Origin of the sequence: Stenotrophomonas sp. CCNWLW162 (assembly GCF_037203745.1) — a bacterium.
Lineage (GTDB): Bacteria > Pseudomonadota > Gammaproteobacteria > Xanthomonadales > Xanthomonadaceae > Stenotrophomonas > Stenotrophomonas maltophilia_AQ.
This window is the reverse complement of record NZ_JBBCBL010000004.1, coordinates 599,288-625,847: the sequence shown is the minus strand read 5'-3', so window position 1 is coordinate 625,847 and position 26,560 is coordinate 599,288. Positions and strand designations below refer to the sequence as shown.

Here is a 26,560-nt window from a genome sequence, read left to right as displayed (position 1 = left end):
ACCTAGAGCCGAACGGTCGCCCGCGCCGGGCTCTCGGCACCTAAGGTGCCAGAGTCGCAAGAGATAAGAGCCGAGCCATGCTCGGCTCCGTTTCCTTTGATGAGCCGAGCATGGGCTCGGCTCTACAGAATGCCAGGCAATCCGCCAGAAGCATCCACGTATGGCGTGGATCTACCGACACAAGGCACGACCACCCATGTATTGATCAAGAAAGCACGCGCGCCACCACCGCCAGTACCAGCAGATGCCCCACGTAGTACCCATAGAACATCCAGCGCCAGCGTGGCAGTTGCCACTGCACCCGTGCGGCCAGCAGCACCACGGGAACTGCCAGCACGGCCCAGCCGTTCCGGTTGGCCCAGCACACCGCCGCCAAGGCAATCAGCAGCGTCCACCACGCGCGATGGCGGAACGCGATCCAGGCCAGCAGGACACTGCCGACTCCGGCCCACTGGTAGTCCACCAGCATCGGCAGTACACCCGCCGCCAACAACAGCAACAGGGGCCGGTTGTTGGCCAGCGCGTGCACCGCCACGGCAGCCAGGGCGAACGTGAGTAGGATGTTGAGCGGCAGCCAGGAGCCAAAGACCAAGGCATGCAGCGGTTGGGCGATGACGCCCCACAGGGCCAGGCGACGCATCGACTTGCGAAGGTCGGCGCCCGGTTGGGCCAGGTTGCAGGCCATCACCAGTGCGAACAGCGGAAAGGCGATGCGCCCCAGTTCAGTGACCACCGGCACGTAGCCACCGAACACCACCTTGGCCACGTGGTCGCCGGTCATGGCCAGCAATGCGATCCACTTCAGCAGCTCGCGGGCGCCACTGCCGAGGCTGATGCTGAACGTGGACGTCCTTGTCGTGGTCGCGTGCATCCCAGAAGCTTATGCGCATCGGCAAGCCCATTTCCAGCGTCCCGCAAGCAACACCCCCTGCCTCGGTCGGCGCGAGGCGCTATGCTGGCCGCCCCTGCTTGTGAGACACCCGCCATGCGCACTCTGTACCCAACCATCGAGCCGTACCGCGAGTTCACTCTGCCGGTAAGCGATCTGCACACGCTGCACATCGAAGAGTGCGGCACGCCGGAGGGCATTCCGGTGGTGTACCTGCATGGCGGACCGGGTGCGGGTATTTCGCCCACCCATCGCCGTTTCTTCGACCCGGCGCGCTACCGCATCGTGCTGATCGACCAGCGCGGCAGCGGTCGCTCCACGCCGTTCGGCGAGCTGCGCGACAACACCACGCAGGAACTGGTGGCCGACATCGAGAAGGTGCGCGAGCACCTCGGCATTGAGCGTTGGCTGGTCTATGGCGGTTCCTGGGGCTCGACCCTGTCGCTGGCCTACGCGCAGGCACATCCCGAGCGTGCCACCGGCCTGATCGTGCGTGGCGTTTTCTTGGGCCGCGAGATGGAAAACCGCTGGTTCGCCGAGGCCAACGGCGGTGCGCGCTGGATCTTCCCGGAGCGCTGGGATCGCTACGAGGCCTACATTCCAGAAGGCGAGCGTGGCGACATGATTGCGGCCTACTGGACGCGCATGGACAGCGCCGATGAGGCCACCCGCATCGCAGCCGCGCAGGCCTGGCTGGGTTGGGAGGACAACGCCGCTACCCTGCAGCACGACGTGGATGCTGTTTCTACGGACGACCCGCTGGACACGCTGGCCAAGGCCCGCATCGAAGCGCACTACTTCCGCAATGGCATCTTCCTGAAACCCGACCAGCTTCTGCGCGACATCGATCGCATCCGCCATCTGCCCGGCGTGATCGTGCAGGGCCGCTACGACATTATCTGCCCGCCGCGCAGCGCCTGGGACCTGGCCAAGGCCTGGCCGGAGGCAAAGCTGGAGATGGTGACCTCGGGACATAGCGCGAACGAGCCGGCGACGGTCGATGCGCTGGTGCGCGCCACGGATGCGTTCGCCGACCGCTTCTGAGGAAATGGTTGTGCCGGCCGCTGGCCGGCATCCCACCGTTCGAGGGCAGAGTCGACTGCTGGGGGGAAGCTGAGAACCCTGCGCTTCGCGTGATAGTCAACTAGCAGTCGACTCTACCGAGCCGACTCCGTCGATCCAACTCCGTCCAACCGCCTCCCCGGGCATCTCTGCGCGATCGCCGCTATGCGGCCCGGTGAATGGCGGCCCACCGGCACATGTCCACCGGGCCGGTTCTTCGCAGCTCGCTTACAGACCCCGACCGAAGATCCAGCCGTGGCCATCCACAAGCGTGGCCCGCGCCCCCACTCCTGGAGCCTGTCATGACCGGTATTCGCTACGTTCCTGTTGTCCTCGCCATCTCCTTGGGCCTGCTGCTGGGCGCCTGTTCCAAGACCCAGGAAGCCAGCAAGGCCACCGCAGCCGAGGACGTAACCGAAGTGAAGCTCATCCCTGCCTATGAATCGCTGGACAAGGACAAGGACGGCATCGTCACCCTGGCCGAAGTGGATGCGGTGGCGCCAGACTGGGCCGAACGACTGCACGCCTGCGATACCGATCGCAACAAGACGTTGAGCCGCGGCGAGTACGACGTGTGCAAGCAGACCAGCACCTCGCATTGATTCCTTGATGCGCCATCGATTGGCGCGATGCTCGCCCGGCTATACCAAGGTATAGCCGGGCTAACCCACGAGCCTCTAGGACTACCCCATTCAGGGGCGGACAATAGCGCCACTGGCCAGGGCAACCCTGGCTGGCTCCCTCCCTTCATGGAGACGCAGATGGACCCCGACCCTGCCGGGCGCCCCGCGCCCCGTATGCCCGCCTGTTGCCTGTTCCTGGCGCCCGCCCGCCGGTCCCCGCCTGCCTGAGTGACGGGGGATCGTCAGGCACCGCCTGCCTGGAGATCGCCCCCATGTCCTACAAGATCCTCTACATCACCCTGCGCCGCCTGATCGGCGAGCGCGATGTTGCCGCCCTGCGCAGCCAACTGCTGCAGCACGGCCCCGTGGTTTTCGCCCGTTCGCTGTCGCTCGGTTCGCCGCGCGTGGTCGCCGACGCACTGTCGCTGCTGCCGATCAGCGAGCGCATCAACGTGCTGCGCCATCTGCCCTACCCCCTTCGCGATGCGATGAAGCCGCTGTGCATCGGTGGCAGCCAGCGCCTGCATATGCAGCCGTGGTCACCGGCGGTACTGGCGATGCGCCACGCCTGATCCGTTGCATCCATTCCGTTCGTATTCCGGCCGCGGCCGGCTCTGACATTCAAGGAGTTCCCATGAGCCTGCTCAACGCCTGGTTCAATGCCTTCCTGCGCAGCCGTCGCGCAGGCAACCTGTTCGGCCGTCGCGCCATGCCCGAAGCCGGCTTCGGCCCGGGCAGCGCCGAAGCCGCACCGTTCGCGCTCACCACCGGCCTGGTGACCCTGTCGCAGCTGGACGAGCCGCGCCTGCTGGCCGCGCTCGACTCGCACGTCGATGGCCTCAGCCCGCATGAGGCCGAGGAGCGGCTGGCCACGCTCGGCCCCAACGAGGTCGATCACGAAAAACCGCTTCCGTGGTGGCGCCATCTGTGGCAGTGCTACCGCAATCCGTTCAACCTGCTGCTGACCGTGCTGGCGGCGGTGTCCTGGCTGACCGAGGACATCAAGGCCACCGTGGTGATTGGTGCGATGGTGCTGCTGTCCACGCTGATCCGCTTCGTGCAGGAAGGCCGCTCCAACCGTGCCGCCGAGCGGTTGAAGGCTCTGGTCGGCAACACCGCACGCGTGCTGCGCCGCAATCCGGGCACCGAGGCGGCGGACGTTGCCGACCAGTACTTCGGTGCGCACCTGCACAGCCGTCGCCCGGCACGGTTGCTGGACCTGCCGATCCGTGAGCTGGTGCCCGGTGATCACATCGTGCTGTCGGCTGGTGACATGATTCCGGCCGACTGCCGCGTGTTGACCGCCAAGGATCTGTTCGTGGCGCAGGCAGCGATGACCGGCGAGTCGCTGCCGGTGGAGAAGTTCGCGCACCCGGGCGATGGCCTGGCCGGCCTGCTGGAGCAGCACAACCTGCTGTTCATGGGCACCAATGTGGTCTCCGGTACCGCCACCGCCGTGGTGCTGGCCACCGGCAACCGTACCTACTTCGGCACCCTGGCCCAGCGCAGCACCGCCACCGACCGCGCACCGACTGCGTTCCAGGCCGGCGTCAACAGTGTCAGCTGGCTGCTGATCCGCTTCGCGCTGGTGATGGTGCCATTCGTGCTGCTGATCAACGGCTGGACCAAGGGCGATTGGACCGAGGCGTTCCTGTTCGCGCTGTCGGTGGCGGTGGGCCTGACCCCGGAAATGCTGCCGATGATCGTCACCTCCACCCTGGCCAAGGGCGCGGTGCTGCTGTCGCGGCGCAAGGTGATCGTCAAGCGCCTGGATGCGATCCAGAACTTCGGTGCGATGGAAGTGCTGTGCACCGACAAGACCGGCACCCTCACCCAGGACAAGATCGCGCTGGAACGGCACACCGACGTGTTCGGTCACGATTCGGAGGATGTGCTGAAGTTCGCCTACCTCAACAGCCATTTCCAGACCGGCCTGATCAACCTGCTGGACCGTGCGGTGCTGGAGCATGTTGAGCTGCAGAGTTCGCTGCGGCTGTCACAGGACTACCACAAGGTGGATGAGATTCCGTTCGACTTCGAGCGCCGCCGCATGTCGGTGGTGGTGTCCGAACGCGAGGACCACCACGAGCTGATCTGCAAGGGTGCGGTGGAAGAGATGCTGGCGGTATGCAGCACGGTGCGCGAGAACGGCGAGGACAAGGCGTTGGATGAGCAGCGCCTGGCACGCGTGCGGCAGACCACCGAGGAACTGAACGAACAGGGCCTGCGTGTGGTGGCAGTGGCGATGAAGGAAACTGCTGCCAGCCAGACCGTGTATTCGCAGGCCGACGAATGCGGACTGACCCTGGTCGGCTACGTGGCCTTCCTCGATCCGCCCAAGGAGTCGGCCGCGCAGGCATTGCAGGCGCTGGCCGCGCATGGCGTGGAGGTGAAGGTATTCACCGGTGACAACGAACTGGTGACCGCCCGCGTCTGCGCGCAGGTCGGGCTGGAGGCAGACACCATTCTGACCGGTCCGCAGATCGAGCGCATGGATGACGGCGCGCTGTCGCGGGCGTTGCACCACCACCGCGTGTTCGCTCGCCTGACCCCGCTGCACAAGGAGCGCCTGGTGCGCGAGCTGCGTGCGCAGGGCAAGGTGGTCGGTTTCCTCGGCGATGGCATCAACGATGCACCGGCGCTGCGTGCGGCGGACATCGGCATCAGCGTGGACAGTGCGGTGGACATCGCCAAGGAGGCGGCCGACATCATCCTGCTGGAAAAGAACCTGATGGTGCTGGAGGAAGGTGTGATCCAGGGCCGGCGCACCTTCAACAACATGCTGAAGTACATCCGCATGACTGCCAGCTCCAACTTCGGCAACGTGTTCTCGGTGCTGGTGGCCTCGGCCTTCCTGCCGTTCCTGCCGATGCTGCCACTGCAGCTGCTGGTACAGAACCTGCTGTACGACATCTCGCAGATCGCCATTCCGTTCGACAACGTGGACGAGGAGCTGGTGCGCAAGCCGCTGAAGTGGAACCCCGCAGACATTGGCCGCTTCATGGTGTTCTTCGGGCCGATCAGCTCGATCTTCGACCTGAGCTGCTTCGCGCTGATGTGGTACGTGTTCGATGCGCGCACACCGGCCGACCAGGGCCTGTTCCAGTCCGGCTGGTTCGTGGTGGGCCTGCTGACCCAGACGCTGATTGTGCACATGATCCGTACACCGAAGGTGCCGTTCCTGCAGAGCATCGCCGCGCCGCCGCTGCTGGTGATGACCGGCCTGATCATGGCCATCGGCGTGGCCCTGCCGATGAGTCCGCTGGCTGGCTACTTCAAGCTGCAGGCCCTGCCGACCGGCTACTGGCCGTTCCTGGTGGCGATCCTGTTCGGCTACGCGGTGCTGACCACCCTGCTGAAGAAGATCTACATCCGTCGCTACGGCTGGCAGTAAGCGCCCGCCGCCTGGTCCAGGGAGAAGCACAATGGACATCAATCCGAACCTGCCGCCGTTCAACGCCGGCGCGACCCTGAGCTCGTTGATCAGCCTCTCGGTGGCCTTCGTGCTTGGCACCGTCATCGGCTTGGAGCGACAGCTGCGCCAACGCACCGCCGGTCTGCGCACCAATACACTGGTGGCGGTGGGTGCGGCAGTGTTCGTGGACCTGGCCGTGCGCTTCCACGACCTGTACGGCGGCCCGCCGTCGCCACTGCACGTGGTGGCCTATGTGATCTCCGGTGTCGGCTTCCTCGGCGCCGGCGCGATCATGAAGGACGGCGCGCAGGTGTCCGGCCTGAACACCGCGGCCACCCTCTGGGGCTCGGCGGCGGTTGGCGCCTGTGCGGGTATCAAGCTGCTGCCCGAAGCGGTACTGGCGGCCGTGTTCGTGCTGGCCGCCAACACCCTGCTGCGGCCGGTGGTGAACCGCATCCAGCGGCAGCCGTTGCCGGAGGCATTCAGCGAGGCGACCTATGCGATCAACGTGGTCTGCCAACGTGAGCAGCAGGCCGAGGTGCTGGACCAGCTGTTGCTGCTGCTGGAACAGGCGCACTACCCGGTACGCGCGGTGGACCAGCGCCCGTTCGGCGAGCGCGACGTGGAGATAGAAGCGGTGCTGTACGCCACCACGGTCGATGCCGGCGAACTGGATGCGGTACTGGCCACGCTGGCGACCACCCCCGGCGTGCTGCAGGGGTTCTGGAACGCCAGCCTGGAGGAGTAGCCGCTCGGTAGTGCCGGCCGCTGGCCGGCAACACCGTCTACCACTTTGGTAGGTGCCGACCTTGGTCGGCACAATCCTGGAGATGCCGGCCAGCGGCCGGCACTACCCGGCATCGCTTTGGTGGGTGCCCGCATCCACCCAAGGCGGCTTTGCTATCCTTCCCCCCCACGCCAGGGAGACGTCCCGATGCCATCGCTGTCGCCCCGCCGCCCGCTGGTGCTGCTGGCCCTGATCGTTGTGATGGCGGCGATCTTCCTGGTCGATACTGTCACCGACTACGCCGTGGCTGCGGCCTGCTTCTATGCAGCGGTCATCCTCGCCGCATCACGAGTGCTGAGTGCGCGCGGGCTGATCAGCCTGGCCATCGCCTGCATCGCACTCACCGCCCTGAGCTTCTTCCTCACCCGCTTCGGCACCTATCGCATCGGCCTGGTCAATTCGGTGATCGGCATGCTGGTGATCGGCATCACCACCTACCTCGCGTTGAAGATGGAAGCGGCCAAGGCCGCAGTGCAGGAAGCGCAGGGCCGGTTGCTGCGGGTGGCGCGCGCGTCGACGGTGGGCGAGCTGACCACCTCCATCGCACATGAAGTCAACCAGCCGCTGGCGGCCATTGCCAGCAGCGCCGAGGCCTGCCAGCGCTGGCTGGCACAGGACCCACCGAACGTCGACAAGGCCCGGCAGACCGTGTCCCGCATCCTGGACGATGCACATCGCGCCGGTGACGTGATCGCCCGCATTCGCGGCCTGACCCAGGGTGCGGCACCGGAACGACGCGCCTTCGACCTGAACCAGGCGGTGGAGGAAATGCTGGCGCTGTCGCGCAGCGAGCTGGACCAGCACGGCGTGGCCGTGGCCCTGCTGCTCGATGCCGACCTGCCGCTGGTACAGGCCGATCGCGTGCAGGTGCAGCAGGTGATCGGCAACCTGATCCTCAATGCGGTGGACGCAATGGAGGCCGTGCCCGCCGCTGATCGACGCCTGTCCCTGTTGACCCAACGCGACGGACAGCGGATCAGCCTCAGCGTGCGCGACCGCGGTGTCGGCCTGCCAATCGACCATCCTGAGCGCGTGTTCGATGCCTTCTGGACCACCAAATCACACGGGCTGGGGCTCGGTCTCAGCCTGAGCCGTTCGATGATCGAAGCCAACGAAGGCAGGATCCGAGCCGAGCGCCCCAGCGGCGGGGGTGCCTGCTTTGTGTTTGACCTGCCCATCGCCACGGAACTTCCTCATGCGTAAGCCCGCTGCACCCGCCGCCGATCCAGCGCCCATCGTCTATGTGATCGATGACGATCCGTCGGTGCGCGCCGCGCTGGAAGACCTGCTCGCCTCGATGGGCCTGCAGGTACGGGCCTTCGCCTCCACCCAGGCATTCCTCGAGCACGAACTGGAAGATGCACCGGCCTGCCTGGTGCTGGATGTGCGCATGCCCGGCCAGAGTGGGCTGGAGTTCCATCGCACGATGGGCAGCCACGGCCTGCAGCTGCCGGTGGTGTTCATCACCGGCCACGGCGACATCGCGATGGGTGTCAACGCGATCAAGGACGGTGCCATCGAGTTCCTGACCAAGCCGTTCCGTGACCAGGAGCTGCTGGATGCAATCCACAAGGGGATCGACATCGACCGCCAGCGCCGCCGTGACGGCGAGGCACTGGACGCCCTGCAGCAGCGCTGGAATACCCTCAACCCCGGCGAGCGCGAGGTGGTCGACGGCGTGGTGCGCGGCCGCCTCAACAAGCAGATCGCCGGCGACCTCGGGGTGAGCGAGATCACCGTGAAGGTGCGCCGCGCACAGGTGATGCGCAAGATGGGCGCGCGTACGCTGGTCGACCTGGTGCGCATGTACGACCGCTTGCAGGCGGGCACCCCATGAGCGTGCATGTCGCGCTGCTACGCGCAGTCAACGTCGGCGGCACCGGCAAGCTGCCGATGGTTGAACTGGTGGCGATGTGCGAGGACGCAGGCTTCACCGACGTCCGCACCTATATCGCCAGCGGCAACGTGGTGTTCCGCAGCGGACTTGACGAAGCCGGCGTGCGGAAAGCCCTTGGCCAACGGCTGCAGGCCTATGCCGGAAAACCGGTGGGTGTGCTGGTGCGCTCGGCAGCCGAGATCGCGGCGGTTGCCGCCGGCAATCCGTTCCCGCACGCCGCCGGCAATCGTGTGGTCGCGCTGTTCGTGGATGAGGCACTGCCCACGGATCCCTTGACCGGGGTGACCGGCCTGCGCGATGAGCAGCTGGTGCTGGGTACACGCGAGATCTTCGTCCACTATGGCGACGGCATGGCCGACTCACGCCTGCGGATTCCCTATGCCCAGCAAGGCACCGCCCGCAACCTCAACACGGTCGGCAAACTTGCGGCAATGGCCGCCGCGCTTGGCCAGGCCACCCCAGGCGGTAGAGGGAGACGGTAGAGTCGACTCTACCGTGTGCTTCGCCCTGCATCCTGCACTTCCGTGTGATGGGTTGAATCCCGCTACTTCTTCGTCGCCAGCACGATCACCCCGGCAACCACCAGGCCGATGCCGCTCCACTCCCGCAGGCTCGGTCGTTCGCCCAGCAGCAGGTAAGCCAGCACGATCACCAGCACCACGCTGAACTTGTCGACCACCGCCACCTTGGCCAGTTCACCACTCTGCAGCGCGCGGAAGTAGAACAGCCACGAGGCGCCGGTGGCCAGTGCCGACAGCACCAGGAACAGCTGCGTGCGCCCCGGCAGCAGCAATGGATTCGACCACTTGCCGCTGATCACCACCAGCGGCAGGATCACCGCCGCCACCACCAGGGTGCGGATGGCCATGGCCAGATCCGAGTCGACGCCCTTGACCCCAACCTTGGCGAACAGCGCGGTCAGAGCGGCGAAGCAGGCTGACAACCCGGCCCAGACGAGCCATTGCGGAACGCTCTGCATGTTGCGCCACTCCCGGCTCCAAGAGCACCCACCGCCAACGCTACTCCCATTGCCCGCCTGCGCAAGCAGTGCGAGCCGCCGTGTGGATCAGGCGCGTTGCAGACGGTGCTTCAACCGCGTATCCATCAACCCCACCGCCAGCAGCACCGCACTGGTCAGCCAACCGGCGGCCAGCAGATGGGTCTGCGGCAACACCACGCCCAGCAGGACCAGTGCCACCGCACCGATCAGATGCGAGTACGGTGCGCGCCCGTATACCACGCGCTTGTACAGCGCGCTGCCCAGCAGGTAGATCAATGGCCCTGCAACCAGCACGGCCGCATACACCGGCGTCACCGCAGCGTGCGGGTGGTCCATGACCAGGTCATTGCCCACCGCCGTAGCGATGATCCCGGCGATCAGCAGCGCGTGCACATAGTGGAAGTTGGCCCCCATCCGCCCGGGGTCTTCAGCATGGCTGATGGCCTCGGTGGCGTCGCGGCTGGAGATGCCGAAATACAGCCACCACATGGCGATCGTGCCGGCGAAGGTGGCAAGCACCGCCGACACCACCGCCCCACTCCACTGTTCGACCTCGCTGAGCACACCACCGGTGGCCAGCAACGTCTCGCCCAGTGCAACGATGACGAACAGCTGGCAGCGCTCGGCCAGGTGCCCGCCCTCGATGGTCCACTCGCGGGTGTGCGAACGACCCAGCCCCGGGAACGCGAAGCCGAACATCGGTGAGACGTATTCGCACGCCACCGCCACCGCCCACAGCGCCAGCCGCGTATTCCCCTCGGCTGCCGCACCTGCCAGCCAGAAGCAGGCCGATACGCTCACCCACGCCAGCATGCGGCGGAAGTTCGGCGCCAGCGGGTGTGTGTGGCCGACCTCGAACAGCACAAAGGCGGTACGTCCGACCTGCATGGTGGCGTAGGCCCCGGCGAACACCCAGGCACGGTCGGCGAACGCCTCGGGAATGGACGACGACATCAGCAAGGCCAACAGCATGGTGGCAAACAGCAGGCCACGAATGCGCGGTGCCTCCGGATCGAACCAGTTGCTGACCCAGCAGGCGTACTGCCAGCCCAGCCACACCGCAAACCACAGCACCAAGGTCTGCAGCACGCCGGCCAGGTCCAGGTGGTGCAACAGGTGGTGGCTCAGCTGGGTGACCGCGAACACGTAGACCAGGTCGAAGAACAGTTCTTCGTAGGTCACGCGGGCGTGGTGGCCGTCGCGCTGGCGCAGGGCCGGCAATCGCAGTCGTGTACTCATGGCTTTCCTTCAGCGCGCCAGGCGCCAGTAGAGCAGGCCGGCCAGCAGGGCCGGCACCGCGAACACCAGCAGCAGGATCGGCAGTTCTTCGCGCATCCCGTAGCCGGCCTTGCTGACACCCACCCACAGGTTGGCCACCGTCACCAACAGCCAGGTGGCAATGAACGCGATCAGGGCCGTGGGCAGCTGTGAGGTGCCTACGCTCCACAGCCGTCCGAACAACAGGAACACTCCCAACAGCACAATGCCGCCCACCATCACCAGAAGCACATGCATGGTCCACCTCCTTGAGCCTGCAGGCAGGCTAGCCGTGGGCGATTCTGCGCTCCAGCCGATGATCGTGGATTCACTTTCCAGGCGCGGCGAACAATCGCCCTGGCGATCGCGGCATGGCAAACGAGAACAGTTCCCATTAGTATTGCGTCATTACGCAGGGATGACCTCCCGGCACCCGCCTTTCACCCTTGCTGCCCGTCCGGATGTCCCAGCCGACACTTCCCCGCCCACCTGCGCTGCCGCTGGTGACCTCGCTGGTGCGCCACTACGAGGAACTGGTGGACTACCTGCATCGCCGGTTCCGCTCGCCCGGGCTGGCCCGCGAAGTGGTACACGATATCTGTGTACGCCTGCTGGAACGTCCGGCCGTGCATGACGCCCGCCAACCGATCGCGCTGCTGCGCAGGATCGCCCACGACGCAGCGGTCGACCGCTGCCGCGCCGAGGACCTGCGCCGGCACTGGGTGGAGCCCCGCGCCGAGCTTCCCGAAGGCGCCTGCGAGCGCCCCGGACCCGAGCGCCAGGCGCAGGGCCAGCAGGCGCTGCAGCGGCTGACCGCCAGCATCGAGCGCATGCCCTGCCGGCGGCAGCAGGTGTTCATCCTGCACAAGATCCACGAGCTGCCCCAGACCGAAGTGGCGCAGCGGATGGGCATCGGCCTGAAGGCGGTGGAACGTCACCTGCGCCTGGCCATGGCCGACTGTCGGCTGCACGGTGCGCTGCGGTGAGCCCTGCATCACCCGATCCGGTACCGCCGTCGCCGCCCGCCGAACCGTCCGCCGAGGACACGCTCGATCAGCACCGGGAGGCACTGAAGGAGCGTTTCCCGTTGCCAGGCCCGGAGCAGCTGCAGCGGCGGCGCGGCGGATCTGGCGCGAAACGGGTACTGCCGGTGCTGTTGCTGGCGGCCGCCGCGCTGCTGCTGGCCGACCCGGCCTGGCAGGTGCGTGACTACCAGACCGCCGTCGGCGAGCGCCGCGACATCGAGCTGCCGGACGGCAGCCGCGTGCTGCTCGACGCGGGAACCCACCTGCAGGTCCGTCGCCACCTGCGTTCGCGGCGGGTACTGCTGGCGCAGGGCCATGCGCGCTTCGAGGTGCAGCATTCGGCGTGGCGCCGCTTCCAGGTCGATGCCGGGCCGGTACAGGTACGCAACTACGGCACGGTGTTCGATGTTGACCGCCAGGGCGATCTCAGCGAGGTCACGCTTTGGCGCGGCGAGGTCGGTGTCAGCGTGGATGGCGGCGGCACCGAGCAGCGGCTGAAGCCGGGGCAGCGCCTGCTGGCCCAGCCGGGGTCCCTGTCTCCGCCGGAAGCAGTGGATCCGGACCGGGCCGACTGGACCACCGGCCGGCTGCAGTTCGACCGCATGCCGCTGGCCGAGGTGCTGCGCATCCTGCAGCGCTATCACGACCGTCCGATCGTGCTGGACGACCCGGCACTGGGACCACTGCAGGTGTCGGGCGTGTTCGATGCCGACCGTGCCGAGACGGCGGTCGCCCTGTTGCCGGAGATCCTGCCGGTCCAGGTGCATACCGCCGCCGACGGCAGCCTGCATCTGCGTGCCCGCGATTGATTGCCACGCCGAGGGTGGGTTGCGCGCCGTCCCATCCGGCAAGTGCTTGAACCCTTCCGAAGGACCCCCGCATGATCCGCCCTGTTCCGCCTGCCGCGCTGCGCCGGCTGGCCCCCACCCTGCTTGCCGCCTGCCTGTGTGCGGCGCTGCCCGCCACCGCGCAGACCGCTGCGTCCGCACCTGTCGAACTACACCTGCCGGCCGGCCCGCTGCAGGCTTCGCTCACGACACTGGCGCGGCAGAGTGGCATCCAGCTGCTGTTCGCGGCCGATAGCGTAAGTGGCCGCAACGCGCCTGCCCTCGACGGCCGCTACACCCCGCACGACGCCCTGCAGCGCCTGCTGGCCGGGCACGGCCTGGCGATGCAGGAGCGCTCGCCGGGGGTGTTCGTGGTGAGTGCCGCGCCGGCATCCTCCAAGGCCCGCGCTCCGGCCCGGGCCTCGTCATCGGCAGCGTCCCCGGGCACGACCACTTCGCTGGCCCGCGTCACGGTATCGGCCTCGACCGCGCGTATGCCGCAGGGCGAGACCGCGATGCCCAACACCATCACCGTGCTGACCCGCGAGGACATCGCGCAGCAGCTGGCGCTGGGCTCGGATGTCTCGCGCGTGCTGTCGGCGCAGATCCCGGCGTTTGCCCCGGCGCGCGAGAAGATGTCCAACTACGGCGAAACCATGCGTGGCCGCGGCATCCTGTACATGGTCGACGGCGTGCCGCAGTCGACGCCGCTGCGCGATGGCTCACGTGATTCGCATACCATCGATCCGGCGATGATCGAACGCATCGAGGTCATCCACGGCGCCAACGCACTGCAGGGCATCGGCGGTACCGGTGGCATCGTCAACATCATCACCCGCAGCGCGCCCAGCGAGCCGGGCGCCTTCCTGCTCGACACCAACGTCACCTACAGTTCGGCCCTGCCCAGCCGCCACGATGACAATGGCCAGCGCGGCTCGGCACTGGTCGGCGTACGCGGTGAGCGGTTCGATCTGGTGGCCGGCCTGGCCTATGAGAAGCAGGGCCTGTACCACGACGGCGAGGGCCGTTCGATCGGTACCAACGCGCAGGGCGAACTGATGGACTCGACCTCGTCGAACGTGTTCGCCAAGCTGGGCTGGAACATTGCCGAGGGCCACCGCCTGCAACTGATGGCCAACCGCTACGAGCTGCGCGGGCTGGACAACTACCTGGCGGTGAACGGTGACTACCGCACCGGTCGCCCGACCATTTCGGTCCCCGGCGATACCCCGCTCGATCCGCCGATGAACCGCTCGCGCTCGCTGACGCTGGACTACAGCGCCGCCGACCTGCTCGGTGGCCACTTCCAGGCGCAGGCCTTCGCGGTGGACTTCGAAGGCCGTTATGGTGCCAGCCAGTGGGATCCGTGGGGCAACACCGGCGCGAACGCCGCCTGGGACCAGACCCAGAACGAATCGGACAAGCGTGGCTTCAAGCTGACCCAGAGCTGGACCCGCATCGCCGATACCACGCTGGACGTAACCCTGGGCCTGGACGGCCTGCGCGACCGCACCCACCAGGTACTGCTGGCCAGTGGCATGAACTGGGTGCCGCAGACCACCTACCAGAGCCTGTCGCCGCTGCTGCAGCTGCACTGGTGGCCAACCGACCACCTGATGCTCTCCGGCGGCCTGCGCTACGAAAAGGGCGAGCTGGAAGTAGGCGACTACACCACCCTGCCCCGCTACGGCGCGCGCAATGTGGCAGGCGGCAAGCCGACCATGAGCGAGACCCTGCCCAACTTCGGCGCGGTCTGGTACATCAACGATCGCCTCAACGCCTACGCCTCGTATTCGGAAGGCTACACCGTGGCCGACGTCGGCCGCGTGCTACGTGCGATCAACCGCGACGGCCAGCGCGTGGACAATCTGATTGACCTGTCACCGGTGGTTTCGGACAACCGCGAGATCGGGCTGGAGTACGACGATGGCCGTTTCAGTGGCGATATTGCGTACTACACCTCCGAATCCAAGCTGGGCTCGGTGCTGATCTACGATCCGGGCATCGACGCCTATGCGGTGCAGCGCCAGGCCACCCGCGTGGAAGGTTTTGAAAGCAACCTGCGCCTGCGCTTGGGCGACAGCCGGCTGGGCCTGGGTTATGCACGCGCCAATGGCCGCTACGATGCCGACGTCGACGGCCGCCTCGACAGCGACCTGGCCGGCGTCAACATCGCGCCGAACCGGCTGACCGCGTTCTGGGAACAGAGCTGGACACCACAGCTGAGCACCCGCCTGCAGGCCAGCCACGCCTTCGACCGCGACTTCGATCTGCGTGGCGCGCAGGTGGCGGAGTTCAAGGGTTACACCACGATGGACCTGGTGGCCCGCTATGTACTGGACAAGCACAGCTTCACCCTGGGCGTGCAGAACCTGGCGAACAAGCAGTACATCAGCTACTACTCGCAGACCACGCCGTCGAACCCGAGCTATTTCTCGGGCCGTGGCCGAGTGCTGACGCTGGGGTGGCAGTACCAGTACTAAGCCTGCACAGGGCCCGGGGCGCAGCTGCCCCGGGCCGTGCTTCAAGCCTCGGATCACGCGGCGTAGCGTCGCTCACCCTGCAGCCAGGTCTCCATCACCTTCAGCTCGAGGACTCTTGCCGGATCGATCGTCAGCGGATCGCGATCAAGAATGACCATGTCCGCATACTTTCCGTACTCCAGGCTTCCGACAATGTCGTCCACCCGGCATTGCCATGCCGCATCGATGGTCACTGCGCGCAGCGCCTGTTCGACACTGATGCACTCTTCAGGGTTCAACACTTCGCCGCCATCACGCATGCGCCGGTTCACCGCGTTGTCGATGTAGCGCAACGGTTCGATGGTGGTGACGTTGAAGTCCGAGTGCAGCGAGATGCGAAGCCCGCCCGCCAGCGCCGACCGGCATGGATCGTACAGATCGGCGCGCTGCGGACCGAGGATGTTGTCGCGGAACGCCTTTCCCCAGTAGTACACGTGCCCGATCAGGAACGAAGGCGACACCTGCAGCTCGGCAAGCTGTTTGATCTGGTCCCCATGCAGCACGCTGCAATGCTCGATGCGGTGGCGATGATCGGCACGTGGCGTGTTGGCCAGTACGGTCTTGTAGACCTTCAGGGTGGTATCGATGGCCGCATCGCCATTGGCATGGATGCCGACCTGCCAACCGAGATCGTGGGCGCGCTGCACACCTTTCGTCAGCTGCTCCTGCGTGTAGTTCAGCGAACCCCGCTTGTCCGAGCCGAGGTAGTTCTCGCGCTGATAGCCGGTCTGCGCCTGGTTGGAGCCATCGGACCAGAACTTTATACCCGTCAGGCGGAAGCGGTCATCACCGTGGCCGGGCTTCAGCCCCAGTTCGACCCAGTCGTCCATCAGGTCCGAGGTGAGAAAGCCTGAATAGCGGATCGGCGGATTCTTCGCCATCACGCGATTGAGTACCTTGAGATCGGTCACGCCTCCGGTCCCGATGCCGGCATCATGCAGGCCGGTGCAGCCGGCCCTGGCCGCGTCCGAGAACAGTTGCTGGATCAACGCGACGTAGCGATCCTCGTCGGGGACCGGCATCGCCGCCATGAACGGCTTCATCGCGGGAGACTCCTGCATCCGGCCCGTCAGCTTCCCACCCTCGCGATCGTAACGCCCCTGCTCCGGATCGGGCGTCGCATCGGTTACTCCGGCAGCGGCGAAGCCCTTGCTGTTGCTGTAGGCGACGTGTCCGTTGGATTCAAGGACGAACACCGGATTATCCGCAGCGACCGCATCCAGCGCCTTCATGGTGATCGGCTCACCCGGCATCAGCGAAGGGTCAATGCCCTGCGCAACCACCCATTCGCCGGGTTTGCTCGCACTCGCGGCGGCACCGATCTTCGACAGCGCCTCGGCCAACGTGCTGGTACTGAACGGCGTCACATCCACCCAATCGGACAGCATCGCCATCGCCGAGTGCATATGCGGGTCGATGAAGCCTGGCAGCAGCGCCCGGCCGTGCAGGTCGACCACGTCGGTCTGGCGCCCTCGATGCAACATGACTTCCTCGCGGCTGCCCGTGGCCAGAATGCGCCCCTGGCGAACCGCGATGGCCTGCACCTTGCCCTTTGGCCCGAGCGTATGGATCGGACCGCCATGGAAGATCCTATCTGCCGGCCCTGCCAGATTCGGCGGCGGCGTAGCAGAGAACGCTGCCAGCGGTACGGCCGACCCGACCAGCGCCGCCGCACCCAATCCGACCATCCCGCCCAGAAACTCGCGACGTGCCTGCAGGAATGCTGCGGCTCCTGGATTGCACACAATGCACATGCGCCTGCTCCTTCCTTGTGGTCGCTGCAGGCTACCCTGCGCGATGCGAACACGTTGCGAACTGCATCGCCCTTTCACGGCAGTTGTCGCGCCAATATTCCGGCACCCGCAACGCCGGCTTATGGCAGGCATGAGGAATCATAGAAACGGCACCGGAAAGCGCCGTGCTAGCCTCGATCCACCTTCCCGATATACCTTTCACATGCGCCCGCACATGCTCGCCCTCTCGCTTGCAGCAGTACTCCCGATCGCCTGCGCCAGCGCCGCCGAGGCACCACTGCCGCAGTTGCGGGCCTACACCGTGGATGCTTCCTGGCTGCAGCCGATGGCACCGCTGCAGATTGCTGACCACACTTGGCAGATCGGCACCGAGAACCTGACCGCACTGCTGGTGCAGACCGCCGAGGGCGCAGTGCTGCTGGACGGCGGCATGCCACAGATGGCCGGCCACCTGCTGGACAACATGAAGGCGCGCGGCGTGGCCCCGCAGGACCTGCGTCTGATCCTGCTCAGCCATGCGCATGCCGACCATGCAGGCCCAGTGGCGGAACTGAAGCGCCGCAGCGGCGCGCACGTGGTCGCCAACGCGGAATCGGCAGTGCTGCTGGCGCGTGGCGGCAGCGATGACCTGCACTTCGGCGATGGCATCACCTACCCGCCTGCCAATGCAGACCGCATCGTGATGGATGGCGAGGTGGTCGAGGTGGGCGGCATCGAATTCACCGCGCACTTCATGCCGGGACACACCCCGGGCAGCACCGCCTGGACCTGGACCGATACCCGCGAGGGCAAGCCGGTGCGTATCGCCTATGCCGACAGCCTGAGTGCGCCGGGCTACCAGCTGAAGGGCAACCCCCGTTATCCGCGCCTGGTCGAGGACTACAAGCGCAGCTTCGCGACGGTGCGGGCGTTGCCCTGCGACGTGTTGCTGACCCCTCATCCGGGCGCGAGCAACTGGGACTACGCCGCGGGTGCCAGGGCCGGTGCCAAGGCACTGACCTGCAAGGCCTACGCGGATGCGGCAGAACAGAAGTTCGACGCACAGCTGGCCAAGGAAACAGCCGGCGCCCGCTGATTCTGTCGAGCTTGCTCGACCGAAGCAGAGCAGTCGAGCATGGCTCGACGCCACAAAGAGCAAGCCGAGGGTGGGCTCGGCTCTACATTGGGCGCGCCGAAGGGTGCCGGTCAGGACGACCGGCACCGCCGCCTGTCAGCCGCCCTGCCCGTGCTGGGCAAACGGCTCGGTGGTGCCATCGTTGCGCACCAGTTCAACGGTGTACGGCTGCACGTAGCCATCCGGCATTTCCATGCCAGGCGAGCCGGCTGGCATGCCCGGCAGCACCAGGCCGCGCGCGGCCGGCCGCTCGGCCAGCAGTCGCTTGATGTCCTCGGCCGGGATGTGGCCTTCAACCACGTAACCACCGATCTCGGCGGTGTGGCAGGAGGCCTTGCCGACCGGCACACCCAGCCGGACCTTGATCGGGTTCATGTCATCAGTATTGCGCACATCCACCTGGAAGCCTTCGGCCTTCAGGTGGTCGACCCAGATGCCGCAGCAGCCGCAGCTGGCGGTCTTGTGCACGATGGCGATGGGCAGTGCCGGATCCACCTGCGACGGGCCGGCCTTGATCGGTGCCGCCGGGGCTTCGGTGGCAACCGGCGCGGCAGACGATTCTTCAGCAGCACGCGCGCAGGCGGTAGTGGCCAGCACGGTGCCCAGCAACAGGCTGAGGGAGAGAGAACGGTTCATGGTGTTGATTCCTTTGCAGATGCGGGCAACGCGGCCCGCTGCCTGCGCGTCGAAGGCACAGGCAGAGTCGAGAGTAAGTCGAGCAGCTACGGCAGGCGCTTGAGGCCTGCAGGGAATCACACGATGGGAGGGCGTAGCGGATCCGGCAACGGAGGCGGTGCGCGTTGCTGGGTGCTGGCGGGCAAAGGCGCCTCACGCCAAGGTGACGCCGGGGTTCCGCTCAGGGTGGCCAGCATGCCGAGGCTGGCCGGCGGGCATTCGCACTCATTGCTCTGGCAGACCGTTGATGCTGCCTCGTCGCAGCATCCGGGCATGGCAGCGGAATGCGGTGCGGCGCAATGGTCCGCGCTGGACTGCGCCGCGTACGAGGATGAGGCAACCGCAAGCGCCGGTGCATTCAGCACCAGGGCAAGGAGAAGCATCCATCTCAGCAGCAGGCCAGGCAGGTTCACCCGTTGATGATAGCCGATGAACGCATCACGCAATCGCCGCTGCCATCGCCTGCATCCGCACCGGAATCGACTTGGCCGCCGGGGTGCCGCTGACCCGATCGTAATAGTCCAGCGGTAGCAGCGGGTTCAACTCGGGGTAGTAACCGGCCAACGCGCCGCGCGGCATCGGGTAGTCCAGCACGGTCAGGCCCTCGATGCGTCGGTTCACGCCGTCGCCGCTGATCGTCTCCAGGCTGACCAGTGCTTCCTTCTCCAGCCCGCGTGCCAGCCGGTCCTCGATGTTCATGAACAACACCATGCGGTCGTTGTAGACGCCGCGATAGCGGTCGTTGTAGCTGTAGATGGTGGTGTTGTACTGGTCGTGCGAGCGCACTGTGGCCAACCGCAGCATCTCGGGGTCATCCACGGGCGCGTCCACGTCCAGCCCCGGCATCACCAGGATGTTGGCCTTGCCGTTGGGCGTGGGCCACACGCGACGGCGCGGTGGAATGTCCAGATGGAAGCCGTGCGGCTGCTGGATGCGCTCGTTGAAGCCGGTGTAGATATCCGGGTACACCGCCGCGATCAGCTCGCGGATGGGTGCGTAGTCATGCATGCACCCGGCCCAGTCGACCTTGCTGTGCGGCAGTGTTGCCATCGCCATGCGGCAGACGATCTCGACCTCCGGGAGCACGTCCGTGCTGACCGGCTCGAGCACGCCGCGCGAAGCGGTCACGTTCGACATCGCGTCTTCGATGGTGACGAACTGCTCGCCGGCAGGCGTAACGATGCGCTCCGAACGCGCGACTACCGGCAGGATCAAGGAATCGCGGCCATGCACCAGGTGACCCCGATTGAGTTTGGTGGCGATGCCGACCGTCAACTCCAGGCCACGCATGGCCTCATACGCGCGCGGTGTATCGGGCACGGCGTGGATGAAGTTGCCCCCCATACCGATGAACACCTTGGCGCTGCCGTCCAGCATCGCCTCGATCGATTCGACCACGTGATGACCGTGCTCGCGCGGCGGATCGAAGCCGAACACCTGCTGCACGCGGTCCAGATAGGCTGGCTTGGGTTTCTCGTCGATGCCGACGGTACGGTCGCCCTGCACGTTGGAATGGCCACGGATCGGCCCGATGCCTGCGCCGGGCTTGCCGAAGTTGCCACGCAGCAACAGCAGATTGGCCACCTGCTGCAGCAGGGTCGAACCATACTGATGCTGGGTCAGGCCCATGCCGTAGCAGATCACCGTGGCCTTGGAGCGGATGTAGATCTCGGCGCAGCGGCGGATCTGCGCCTGCGTGATGCCGGAGACCTGCACGATCTCGTCCCAGTCCTGCGCCATCACATCTTTGCGCAGTGCGTCCAGGCCCACCGTGTGCTCGGCCAGGAAATCGTGGTCAAGCACGCGCTCGCCCTGCGCTTCGCGCTCGAACATTACCTTCATCATGCCCTTGATCAGGGCCAGGTCGCCGCCGATGCGGATGTGCACGAACTCGCTGGTGATCTCGGTCGAACCGAACGTGGCCATCTGCACCATGTCCTGCGGCTCGGCGAAGCGGATCAGCGCGCGCTCTGGCATCGGATTGACCGCCACGATCGGGATGCCGCGTTTGCGCGCCTCGACCAGGTTGCTCATCATCCGCGGCGAATTGGTGCCGGTGTTCTGGCCGATCACGAAGATCGCCTCGGCGTGCTCGAAATCCTGCAGCACGATGGTGCCCTTGCCCACGCCGATGGCCGGCGGCAGGCCGCGGCTGGTCGGCTCGTGGCACATGTTCGAGCAGTCCGGGAAATTGTTGGTGCCGAACTCGCGCACGAAGATCGAATACAGGAACGCGGCTTCGTTGGGTGTACGGCCGGAGGTGTAGAACTCGGCCTGGTGCGGGCTGTCCAGCGCCTGCAGATGACGGCCGATCAAGGCAAACGCCTCGTCCCAGCTGCAGGGAACGTAATGATCGGTGGACGCGTCGTAGCGCATCGGCTCGGTCAGCCGGCCCTGCATTTCCAGCCAGTAGTCGGTCTGCGCCATCAGCTCGGTGACCGTGTGCTGGGCGAACAGCTCGCGGCCGGCACGGAACTGGGTGGCTTCCCAGGCCAGCGCCTTGGCACCGTTCTCGCAGAATTCCAGCTTCTTGCGTTCGTCGGCATCGGGGAACGCACAGCTGGGGCACTTGAAGCCACCGGGCTGGTTCATCGCCAGCAGCGCCTTCGAGCCCTTGCCGATCACACTCTGCTGCAACAGCACCTTGGCCGTGGCACCAGCGGCACCCCAGCCACCGGCCGGCTGGTTGTAGGGCTTGTAACGCGGCGGCTTCTGCTCGGACATGTTCGGGAACCTGGCGGGAGGAACACAACAATCAACGGCACGAGACGGGCCCGATGCGGCTTCTGCAGCGCGGCCAGCCCCGCAGTCAAGCACGGACAAGGCCGCTTCGCCAGAGGCAGACGCTGTTTTCAGCGCAGCGTGCCATGACAACGGTTACACCCGCGTCAGCGCCCGGCCACTGCGCTATTCTCGAAGCCGTGGGTGGTCCACCACCTGCGTATTTCCCTTGCCCGGACGCGCTGCATGCCTGACTCGACCCCGCCGCACATCCCGCCTGCCGGCACGGCCCAGCGCCCGTTGCAGCGCTGGCGCAGCGAGGGGCACCAGCAGCAGGTCGACGTGGTGGCCGAGGAAGTGCCGGTTGCACTGCGCTACAACGGCGCCGCCTTCGCGGTGATGATGGCCACGCCCTGCGACCTGGAAGACTTCGCGCTGGGTTTTTCGCTTAGCGAGGGGCTGATCACTACGCCCTCGCAACTGCTGTCGATCGAGGTCCGCCCGCAGCTGGAGGGCATCGAGCTGCAGATGACCGTTTCTGAAGACGCACCCGGTGCCGATCTGGATCCGGCCAATGGCCGCCTGCTGCCCGGTCGCGGTGGATGTGGCCTGTGCGGCACGCGCCAGCTGGAGGATGTGCTGCGCCCGCTGCCGCAGATCCGCGAGCGCCGCACCTATCCGCATGCCGCATTGCTGCGGGCGCTGGCCACGCTGGCGCAGCATCAGCCGATGAATGCGGTGAGTGGATCGACGCACGCCGCGGCCTGGGCCGATGCCAGCGGGCGGATCGGCTGGGTGCGCGAAGACGTCGGCCGTCACAATGCGTTGGACAAACTGATCGGCGCCCTGCATCACAACGAGCACGCCATCGACGGCGGGTTGCTGGTGATTTCCAGCCGGGCCAGCTATGAGATGGTCAGCAAGGCGATACGTGCGGGTGCCAGCGTGCTGGCAGCGGTGTCGGCGCCGACCGCGCTGGCGATCGACCTGGCCCGCAGTGCCGGACTGTGCCTGGTCGGGTTCGCGCGGGAGAGCGGGTTCAATGTGTATACCCATCCCGAACGGCTGCAGGCGGACGACAGCCACGATAACTGAGAACGGCCGGGAGCAAGACGCCCCCGGCCTGATGGACCTCAGCGCAGCGCCACCTTGGGGAAGTCCACCGGCACGTCGAACGCCACGTTGATGTAGTTGGTGAACAGGTTGAGCGCCACATGGGCGAGGATCTCGACGATCTGCTCGTCATCGAAGCCGGCTGCGCGCAGCGCCTGCACATCACCGTCGGTGATCTGTGCACGCTGTTCAACCACCTTCAGCGCGAAGTCGAGCGCCACCGAGGTGGCCGGATCACTGGACTGGCCGATCTGCGCGGCAGCCATCTGTTCGCTGCTGGCGCCGGCCTTTCGACCCAACGCCGTGTGCGCCGCCAGGCAGTACTCGCAGGCGTTGCGATTGGCGATGGCGACGGCGATCTGCTCGCCCAGCAACGGCGACAGCCGACCGCCGCCCAGCGCGCCGAACGAACCCCACATGCTCTGCAGGGCGGCCGGCGAGTTGGCCACGGCGCGGAACATGGCTGGGGTGGCGCCGAAAGCGGCGTGGACCTGGCCCAGCAGGGCCTGGCGCTCCGCAGTGGTGGCGGAGGCATCGATCAGGGGGACACGGGACATGGTGGATCTCCTTGGGAAAGCGCCCGGGATTGGACGACCTGCTCATCCTAGGTAGACTCGACGGACGCATTGGTCGTAATAAGCCGCATCTATTGTCCATTCGTCCATGAGCATGCCTGCCGACACCTCCGCACCTGACCGCCTGTCCTCCCTTCTGGAACGCTTCCGAGTGCAGGCCGCGCTGTTCCACAGCGGTCCGCTGTGCGGGCGCCATGTCTTCGAGCCGCAGCCCGGTCGGGCGTTCCTGCACATCCTGCGCCAGGGTGAAATGGAGGTCCGTCATCCCGACGGCGATATCGCGCTTCCCCGCTTGAAGATCGACGCGCCCAGCCTGCTGCTGTATCCGCAACCGCTGCACCACGTGTTCTTCAATGCGCCGCTGGATGGCCCCGACTTCACCTGCGCGACGCTCGACTTCGATGGCGGCGCGCGCAATCCCATCGTGCAATCGCTGCCGCCGGTGATGGTGGTGCCGCTGTCCGCGATCAGCGAACTGGACGACACCCTGCATCTGCTGTTCACCGAGGCCGACCGCCAACGCTGCGGTTCGCGGCTGCTGACCAACCGCCTGTTCGAGGTGGCGTTGATCCAGATCCTGCGCTGGGTGGTGGATCATCCCGATGCGGCCGGGGTCAGCCACGGGCTGATGCGCGGGCTGTCCGATGCGCGGCTGGCACGTACGCTGGTGGCGATGCACCAGGCGCCGCAGGACGAATGGACGCTGCCGCGCATGGCCGCCACCGCTGGCATGTCGCGCAGTGCGTTCGCAGCGGTGTTCAAGGAGGTGATGCAGGCGACGCCGGCCAGTTATCTGCTGGATTGGCGGCTGAGCCTGGCCTGCGCGCAGCTGCGTGCGGGCGTGGCGGTCAAGCAGGTGGCAATCGAAGTCGGGTTTGCCGATACCGCGTCATTGTCGAAGACGTTCCGCAAGCGGTTGGGAGCGTCGCCGCGGGCATGGCTGGCCGCGAGCGCAGCGCAGGCTGGGTAGAGTCGACTATCGCGCGAAGCGCGGGATTTTCGTGAGCAGCCGACCAGCGGTCGGCTCTACCAAGAGCGATATCCGCGCGTCGGTCGACGGCTCAGCTGGACAGTCCGTCGTTCTTTGCCAGCAGCCCGGCGATCCGCTCCGCTACCTGGGCGCGCACACTTTCATCCAGCTGCCCTTCGTACATCGCTTCGTAGATCCACAGGCCATCGGCCGCCAGCCGCGCTACGAAATTGTCGAGCGCGGCCGGATCCTGTTCCGCGGCCGACGGCGGCAACGGCGCCCAGCGCCGCACTGCCGGTCCCCACGGACGCTCGTCGGCGTCCGGGTCAGCCGATTCAAGCATGAACATCAACTCGGCACGGGTGGCGCTCTGCGCCGACACACGCACGAAGGTCTGGTAGCGCTCCAGCGCCGTGGCCTCACCTGCGGTCTTGCCCAGCAGCGACTCCATCGACGCTTCCCAGGCCTGCACCAGATGCTCGTCGATGCCGCGCAGCAGCGCTTCGCGCGACGGGAAGTGGTACAGCAGGCCGCCACGGGTCAGCTTGGCCTCGGCGGCCACCGACTCGAAGGTCACCGCGCGGACGCCGTCACGATTGATCACGTTGACGGCGGCGTCGAGGATGCGGTCGCGCTTGCTGGTTCTCATCGCGTCATTTTACGCGATCGGCCGCACCGTCGCGGCCACCGACGCGCCCCCGCAACAGGCGCGCGATGATCGCCGCGCCCACTGCCAGCACCACCGTGATCACCAGCAGCACGACCTGGTAGCCACGGTCATATGCGGCCGCAGCCAGCGCGAACCACTCGCCCTGCCCGCTTTCGCGTGCGGCATGCAGCGCCTGGGTGAAGTCGTGACGGGCAAGCTCGGGCATGTCCGCCGAGACCGGCAGGAAGGCGCCGTACATTGCCGCACTCAGGCTGCCCAGCATCGCCACCGCCAGCAGGCCACCAAACTCGTAGGACACCTCTTCCACCGACGAGGCCATGCCCGCGCGGTGTGCCGGCACATTGTTGAGGATGGCAGTGGATGCCACCGAGATGGCCGAGCCCATGCCGAAACCGGTGATCGCCATGCCGGCCACCACCCAGCCGAGGCCGTGCGGGAAGCCGAACGCCACAACACCGACACCCACGGCGCCAGCCGCCAGGCCACCGCAGATCAGCGGGCGCAGGCCCACGCGGTGCAGGATGCTGCCACCCAGCAGCGCACTGGGCAGGCTGCCCAGCGCCGCCACCGATACCAGCAGGCCTGCCTGCAGCGGCGTGAAGCCCGCCACCAGCTGGAAACGCTGGGTGGTAACCAGCTGCAGGCCAGCCATCGCGAACAAGGTGAATACCGCCGACAGCGTGCCGGCCAGGAACGCCGGATTGCGGAAGATCGCGAAGTCCAGCAACGGGTACGGCAACTGCCGCTGGCGACGTGCAAACGCCGCGCCGCTGATGACGGCCATCAGCAGTGCACCGGCACCCAGCGCATACGACGGCGGCGTGGCGATCAGCGACTTGATGGCCAGCACCAGGCCGGACAGCGCCGCCAATGCCAGCAACGAAGACACGAGGTCCCACGGCCGCGAGGTATCGCGCTGGCCTTCCGGTGCCAGCAGCAAGGTTGCAACGAAGGCCACCACCACCACCGGCACGTTGATCAGGAACACCGAGCCCCACCAGAAGTGCTGCAGCAGCCAGCCGCCGATGATCGGGCCGAGCGCCGCACCGACGATGGCCACCGAACCCCAGATCGCGATGGCAATGTTGCGCTCGCGCTCTTCGTGGAAGCTCAGGCCGATCAGCGCCAGCGTGGCCGGCATCATCGCCGCCGCACCGACCGCCAGGAACGCACGGGCGGCGATCAGCTGCGTGGCGCTGTCAGCGAAGGCCGCCGCCAGCGAGGCGATACCGAACACCACCAGTCCGATCAGGAACATGCGGCGGTGACCGATGCGGTCGCCCAGCGTGCCCGCACCCAGCAGCAGGCCGGCCATCACCAGCGGATAGGCGTTGATGATCCACAGCGCCTGGCCGGCACTGGCCGAGAGTTCCTCGGTGAGGGTGGGCAGTGCGGTGTAGAGCACGGAGTTGTCGAGGGTGACCAGCAGCAGGCCGGCGGCGACGGTGAACAACAGTGCCCAGCGACGGGCACGCGACAGGGCCGGAGCGCCGGCCAAGGGCTGGGACAAAGCCATGGGGAAACCTGATGGGGTGGAGTACCGCCATAACTATACAGGATGTCCTGTATAGTTATGAGAGGGACGCCAGACGTTCAGATTTCGTCCCGGGTAATGTTCATGTTCCGGAGAAGGGTAGCGCCGGGCTATGCCCGGCAACGGGGTA

At 66.5% G+C, this 26,560-nt stretch carries 24 protein-coding genes; 14 read left to right on the top strand and 10 right to left on the bottom strand.

Translation table 11 applies throughout. The features are described 5' to 3' along the window. Positions 1-205 precede the first annotated feature (205 nt). Positions 206-871, bottom strand: coding sequence for a TraX family protein (locus V9K93_RS15030; RefSeq protein WP_046982558.1), 666 nt, complete (start codon positions 869-871; stop codon positions 206-208). A gap of 114 nt (positions 872-985) precedes the next feature. On the opposite strand from V9K93_RS15030, the gene pip reads away from it, so the two are divergent. The 8 genes from pip to V9K93_RS14990 all read left to right on the top strand — a co-directional run bounded on the left by pip (position 986) and on the right by V9K93_RS14990 (position 9,155). Beyond that, positions 986-1,933 carry a prolyl aminopeptidase gene (pip, locus tag V9K93_RS15025; RefSeq protein ID WP_295378927.1) on the top strand — a complete coding sequence of 316 codons (948 nt, stop codon included), beginning with the start codon at positions 986-988 and terminating at the stop codon, positions 1,931-1,933. Positions 1,934-2,253: 320 nt separating this feature from the next. Continuing rightward, a complete protein-coding gene (locus V9K93_RS15020; RefSeq protein WP_337302803.1) occupies positions 2,254-2,553 on the top strand; it encodes an EF-hand domain-containing protein in 300 nt (99 codons plus the stop codon). Positions 2,554-2,846: 293 nt separating this feature from the next. Further along, complete coding sequence (locus V9K93_RS15015) at positions 2,847-3,146, top strand: hypothetical protein (protein WP_046982556.1); 300 nt, start codon at positions 2,847-2,849, stop codon at positions 3,144-3,146. Between the two features lie 62 nt (positions 3,147-3,208). Next, entirely contained in the window at positions 3,209-5,968 is a 2,760-nt protein-coding gene (gene mgtA, locus V9K93_RS15010) for a magnesium-translocating P-type ATPase (protein WP_136637959.1), read from the top strand. Between the two features lie 31 nt (positions 5,969-5,999). Next, complete coding sequence (locus tag V9K93_RS15005; RefSeq protein WP_337302802.1) at positions 6,000-6,737, top strand: MgtC/SapB family protein; 738 nt, start codon at positions 6,000-6,002, stop codon at positions 6,735-6,737. Positions 6,738-6,923: 186 nt separating this feature from the next. Continuing rightward, positions 6,924-7,979: a sensor histidine kinase gene (locus V9K93_RS15000; protein WP_046982554.1), complete on the top strand. Its 1,056-nt coding sequence runs from the start codon at positions 6,924-6,926 to the stop codon at positions 7,977-7,979. Continuing rightward, entirely contained in the window at positions 7,972-8,613 is a 642-nt protein-coding gene (locus tag V9K93_RS14995; RefSeq protein ID WP_046982553.1) for a response regulator transcription factor, read from the top strand. The genes V9K93_RS15000 and V9K93_RS14995 overlap by 8 nt, the downstream gene beginning before the upstream one ends. Next, a complete protein-coding gene (locus V9K93_RS14990; protein WP_136637957.1) occupies positions 8,610-9,155 on the top strand; it encodes a DUF1697 domain-containing protein in 546 nt (181 codons plus the stop codon). The genes V9K93_RS14995 and V9K93_RS14990 overlap by 4 nt, the downstream gene beginning before the upstream one ends. A gap of 62 nt (positions 9,156-9,217) precedes the next feature. Here V9K93_RS14990 and V9K93_RS14985 read toward each other — a convergent pair whose 3' ends face one another. The 3 genes from V9K93_RS14985 to V9K93_RS14975 all read right to left on the bottom strand — a co-directional run bounded on the left by V9K93_RS14985 (position 9,218) and on the right by V9K93_RS14975 (position 11,188). Further along, positions 9,218-9,652, bottom strand: a complete 435-nt coding sequence (locus V9K93_RS14985; RefSeq protein WP_136637956.1) for an EamA family transporter — start codon at positions 9,650-9,652, stop codon at positions 9,218-9,220. 87 nt (positions 9,653-9,739) lie between these two features. Continuing rightward, complete coding sequence (locus V9K93_RS14980) at positions 9,740-10,912, bottom strand: low temperature requirement protein A (RefSeq protein WP_253078053.1); 1,173 nt, start codon at positions 10,910-10,912, stop codon at positions 9,740-9,742. A gap of 9 nt (positions 10,913-10,921) precedes the next feature. Beyond that, complete coding sequence (locus V9K93_RS14975; RefSeq protein ID WP_006369821.1) at positions 10,922-11,188, bottom strand: hypothetical protein; 267 nt, start codon at positions 11,186-11,188, stop codon at positions 10,922-10,924. A gap of 203 nt (positions 11,189-11,391) precedes the next feature. On the opposite strand from V9K93_RS14975, the gene V9K93_RS14970 reads away from it, so the two are divergent. From V9K93_RS14970 to V9K93_RS14960, 3 genes are all read left to right on the top strand, one after another. After that, on the top strand, positions 11,392-11,916 hold the full coding sequence (locus tag V9K93_RS14970; protein ID WP_136637954.1) for an RNA polymerase sigma factor: 525 nt from the start codon (positions 11,392-11,394) through the stop codon (positions 11,914-11,916). Further along, positions 11,913-12,764: a FecR family protein gene (locus V9K93_RS14965; protein ID WP_337302801.1), complete on the top strand. Its 852-nt coding sequence runs from the start codon at positions 11,913-11,915 to the stop codon at positions 12,762-12,764. The genes V9K93_RS14970 and V9K93_RS14965 overlap by 4 nt, the downstream gene beginning before the upstream one ends. Positions 12,765-12,835: 71 nt before the next feature. Further along, positions 12,836-15,265, top strand: coding sequence for a TonB-dependent receptor (locus tag V9K93_RS14960; protein WP_337302800.1), 2,430 nt, complete (start codon positions 12,836-12,838; stop codon positions 15,263-15,265). Positions 15,266-15,318: 53 nt separating this feature from the next. On the opposite strand, the gene V9K93_RS14955 is transcribed toward V9K93_RS14960, so the two are convergent. Continuing rightward, positions 15,319-16,983 (bottom strand): amidohydrolase, encoded by a 1,665-nt coding sequence (locus tag V9K93_RS14955; protein WP_337302799.1) that lies wholly within the window; start codon positions 16,981-16,983, stop codon positions 15,319-15,321. A gap of 277 nt (positions 16,984-17,260) precedes the next feature. Here V9K93_RS14955 and blaL1 point away from each other — a divergent pair, with 277 nt between their 5' ends. Continuing rightward, the gene (blaL1, locus tag V9K93_RS14950; RefSeq protein WP_136637952.1) at positions 17,261-18,133 is read left to right on the top strand and encodes a L1 family subclass B3 metallo-beta-lactamase; all 873 of its coding nucleotides are present in this window, start codon (positions 17,261-17,263) and stop codon (positions 18,131-18,133) included. A 135-nt stretch (positions 18,134-18,268) separates the two neighbouring features. Here the strand turns inward: blaL1 and V9K93_RS14945 are convergent, their stop codons facing one another. Both V9K93_RS14945 and V9K93_RS14940 read right to left on the bottom strand, forming a co-directional pair. Then, positions 18,269-18,808 carry a DUF411 domain-containing protein gene (locus tag V9K93_RS14945; protein WP_295381509.1) on the bottom strand — a complete coding sequence of 180 codons (540 nt, stop codon included), beginning with the start codon at positions 18,806-18,808 and terminating at the stop codon, positions 18,269-18,271. Between the two features lie 477 nt (positions 18,809-19,285). Then, complete coding sequence (locus V9K93_RS14940) at positions 19,286-21,571, bottom strand: FdhF/YdeP family oxidoreductase (protein ID WP_295381511.1); 2,286 nt, start codon at positions 21,569-21,571, stop codon at positions 19,286-19,288. A gap of 243 nt (positions 21,572-21,814) precedes the next feature. Here V9K93_RS14940 and fdhD point away from each other — a divergent pair, with 243 nt between their 5' ends. Next, positions 21,815-22,663: a formate dehydrogenase accessory sulfurtransferase FdhD gene (fdhD, locus tag V9K93_RS14935; protein WP_046982542.1), complete on the top strand. Its 849-nt coding sequence runs from the start codon at positions 21,815-21,817 to the stop codon at positions 22,661-22,663. Positions 22,664-22,701: 38 nt separating this feature from the next. Here the strand turns inward: fdhD and V9K93_RS14930 are convergent, their stop codons facing one another. Continuing rightward, the gene (locus V9K93_RS14930; protein WP_337302798.1) at positions 22,702-23,238 is read right to left on the bottom strand and encodes a carboxymuconolactone decarboxylase family protein; all 537 of its coding nucleotides are present in this window, start codon (positions 23,236-23,238) and stop codon (positions 22,702-22,704) included. A 106-nt stretch (positions 23,239-23,344) separates the two neighbouring features. Here V9K93_RS14930 and V9K93_RS14925 point away from each other — a divergent pair, with 106 nt between their 5' ends. After that, positions 23,345-24,226: an AraC family transcriptional regulator gene (locus tag V9K93_RS14925; protein WP_046982540.1), complete on the top strand. Its 882-nt coding sequence runs from the start codon at positions 23,345-23,347 to the stop codon at positions 24,224-24,226. Between the two features lie 91 nt (positions 24,227-24,317). Here V9K93_RS14925 and V9K93_RS14920 read toward each other — a convergent pair whose 3' ends face one another. Both V9K93_RS14920 and V9K93_RS14915 read right to left on the bottom strand, forming a co-directional pair. Then, positions 24,318-24,875: a TetR/AcrR family transcriptional regulator gene (locus tag V9K93_RS14920; protein WP_046982539.1), complete on the bottom strand. Its 558-nt coding sequence runs from the start codon at positions 24,873-24,875 to the stop codon at positions 24,318-24,320. Positions 24,876-24,879: 4 nt separating this feature from the next. After that, complete coding sequence (locus V9K93_RS14915) at positions 24,880-26,412, bottom strand: MFS transporter (RefSeq protein WP_337302797.1); 1,533 nt, start codon at positions 26,410-26,412, stop codon at positions 24,880-24,882. Positions 26,413-26,560: the final 148 nt, after the last annotated feature.

Bases quoted from the DNA above. Each gene is read 5' to 3' on its own strand.
- V9K93_RS15030 (WP_046982558.1), bottom strand. From the start codon at position 871: ATGCACGCGACCACGACAAGGACGTCCACGTTCAGCATCAGCCTCGGC.
- pip (WP_295378927.1), top strand. From the start codon at position 986: ATGCGCACTCTGTACCCAACCATCGAGCCGTACCGCGAGTTCACTCTG.
- V9K93_RS15020 (WP_337302803.1), top strand. From the start codon at position 2,254: ATGACCGGTATTCGCTACGTTCCTGTTGTCCTCGCCATCTCCTTGGGC.
- V9K93_RS15015 (WP_046982556.1), top strand. From the start codon at position 2,847: ATGTCCTACAAGATCCTCTACATCACCCTGCGCCGCCTGATCGGCGAG.
- mgtA (WP_136637959.1), top strand. From the start codon at position 3,209: ATGAGCCTGCTCAACGCCTGGTTCAATGCCTTCCTGCGCAGCCGTCGC.
- V9K93_RS15005 (WP_337302802.1), top strand. From the start codon at position 6,000: ATGGACATCAATCCGAACCTGCCGCCGTTCAACGCCGGCGCGACCCTG.
- V9K93_RS15000 (WP_046982554.1), top strand. From the start codon at position 6,924: ATGCCATCGCTGTCGCCCCGCCGCCCGCTGGTGCTGCTGGCCCTGATC.
- V9K93_RS14995 (WP_046982553.1), top strand. From the start codon at position 7,972: ATGCGTAAGCCCGCTGCACCCGCCGCCGATCCAGCGCCCATCGTCTAT.
- V9K93_RS14990 (WP_136637957.1), top strand. From the start codon at position 8,610: ATGAGCGTGCATGTCGCGCTGCTACGCGCAGTCAACGTCGGCGGCACC.
- V9K93_RS14985 (WP_136637956.1), bottom strand. From the start codon at position 9,652: ATGCAGAGCGTTCCGCAATGGCTCGTCTGGGCCGGGTTGTCAGCCTGC.
- V9K93_RS14980 (WP_253078053.1), bottom strand. From the start codon at position 10,912: ATGAGTACACGACTGCGATTGCCGGCCCTGCGCCAGCGCGACGGCCAC.
- V9K93_RS14975 (WP_006369821.1), bottom strand. From the start codon at position 11,188: ATGCATGTGCTTCTGGTGATGGTGGGCGGCATTGTGCTGTTGGGAGTG.
- V9K93_RS14970 (WP_136637954.1), top strand. From the start codon at position 11,392: ATGTCCCAGCCGACACTTCCCCGCCCACCTGCGCTGCCGCTGGTGACC.
- V9K93_RS14960 (WP_337302800.1), top strand. From the start codon at position 12,836: ATGATCCGCCCTGTTCCGCCTGCCGCGCTGCGCCGGCTGGCCCCCACC.
- blaL1 (WP_136637952.1), top strand. From the start codon at position 17,261: ATGCGCCCGCACATGCTCGCCCTCTCGCTTGCAGCAGTACTCCCGATC.
- V9K93_RS14945 (WP_295381509.1), bottom strand. From the start codon at position 18,808: ATGAACCGTTCTCTCTCCCTCAGCCTGTTGCTGGGCACCGTGCTGGCC.
- V9K93_RS14940 (WP_295381511.1), bottom strand. From the start codon at position 21,571: ATGTCCGAGCAGAAGCCGCCGCGTTACAAGCCCTACAACCAGCCGGCC.
- fdhD (WP_046982542.1), top strand. From the start codon at position 21,815: ATGCCTGACTCGACCCCGCCGCACATCCCGCCTGCCGGCACGGCCCAG.
- V9K93_RS14930 (WP_337302798.1), bottom strand. From the start codon at position 23,238: ATGTCCCGTGTCCCCCTGATCGATGCCTCCGCCACCACTGCGGAGCGC.
- V9K93_RS14925 (WP_046982540.1), top strand. From the start codon at position 23,345: ATGAGCATGCCTGCCGACACCTCCGCACCTGACCGCCTGTCCTCCCTT.
- V9K93_RS14920 (WP_046982539.1), bottom strand. From the start codon at position 24,875: ATGAGAACCAGCAAGCGCGACCGCATCCTCGACGCCGCCGTCAACGTG.
- V9K93_RS14915 (WP_337302797.1), bottom strand. From the start codon at position 26,412: ATGGCTTTGTCCCAGCCCTTGGCCGGCGCTCCGGCCCTGTCGCGTGCC.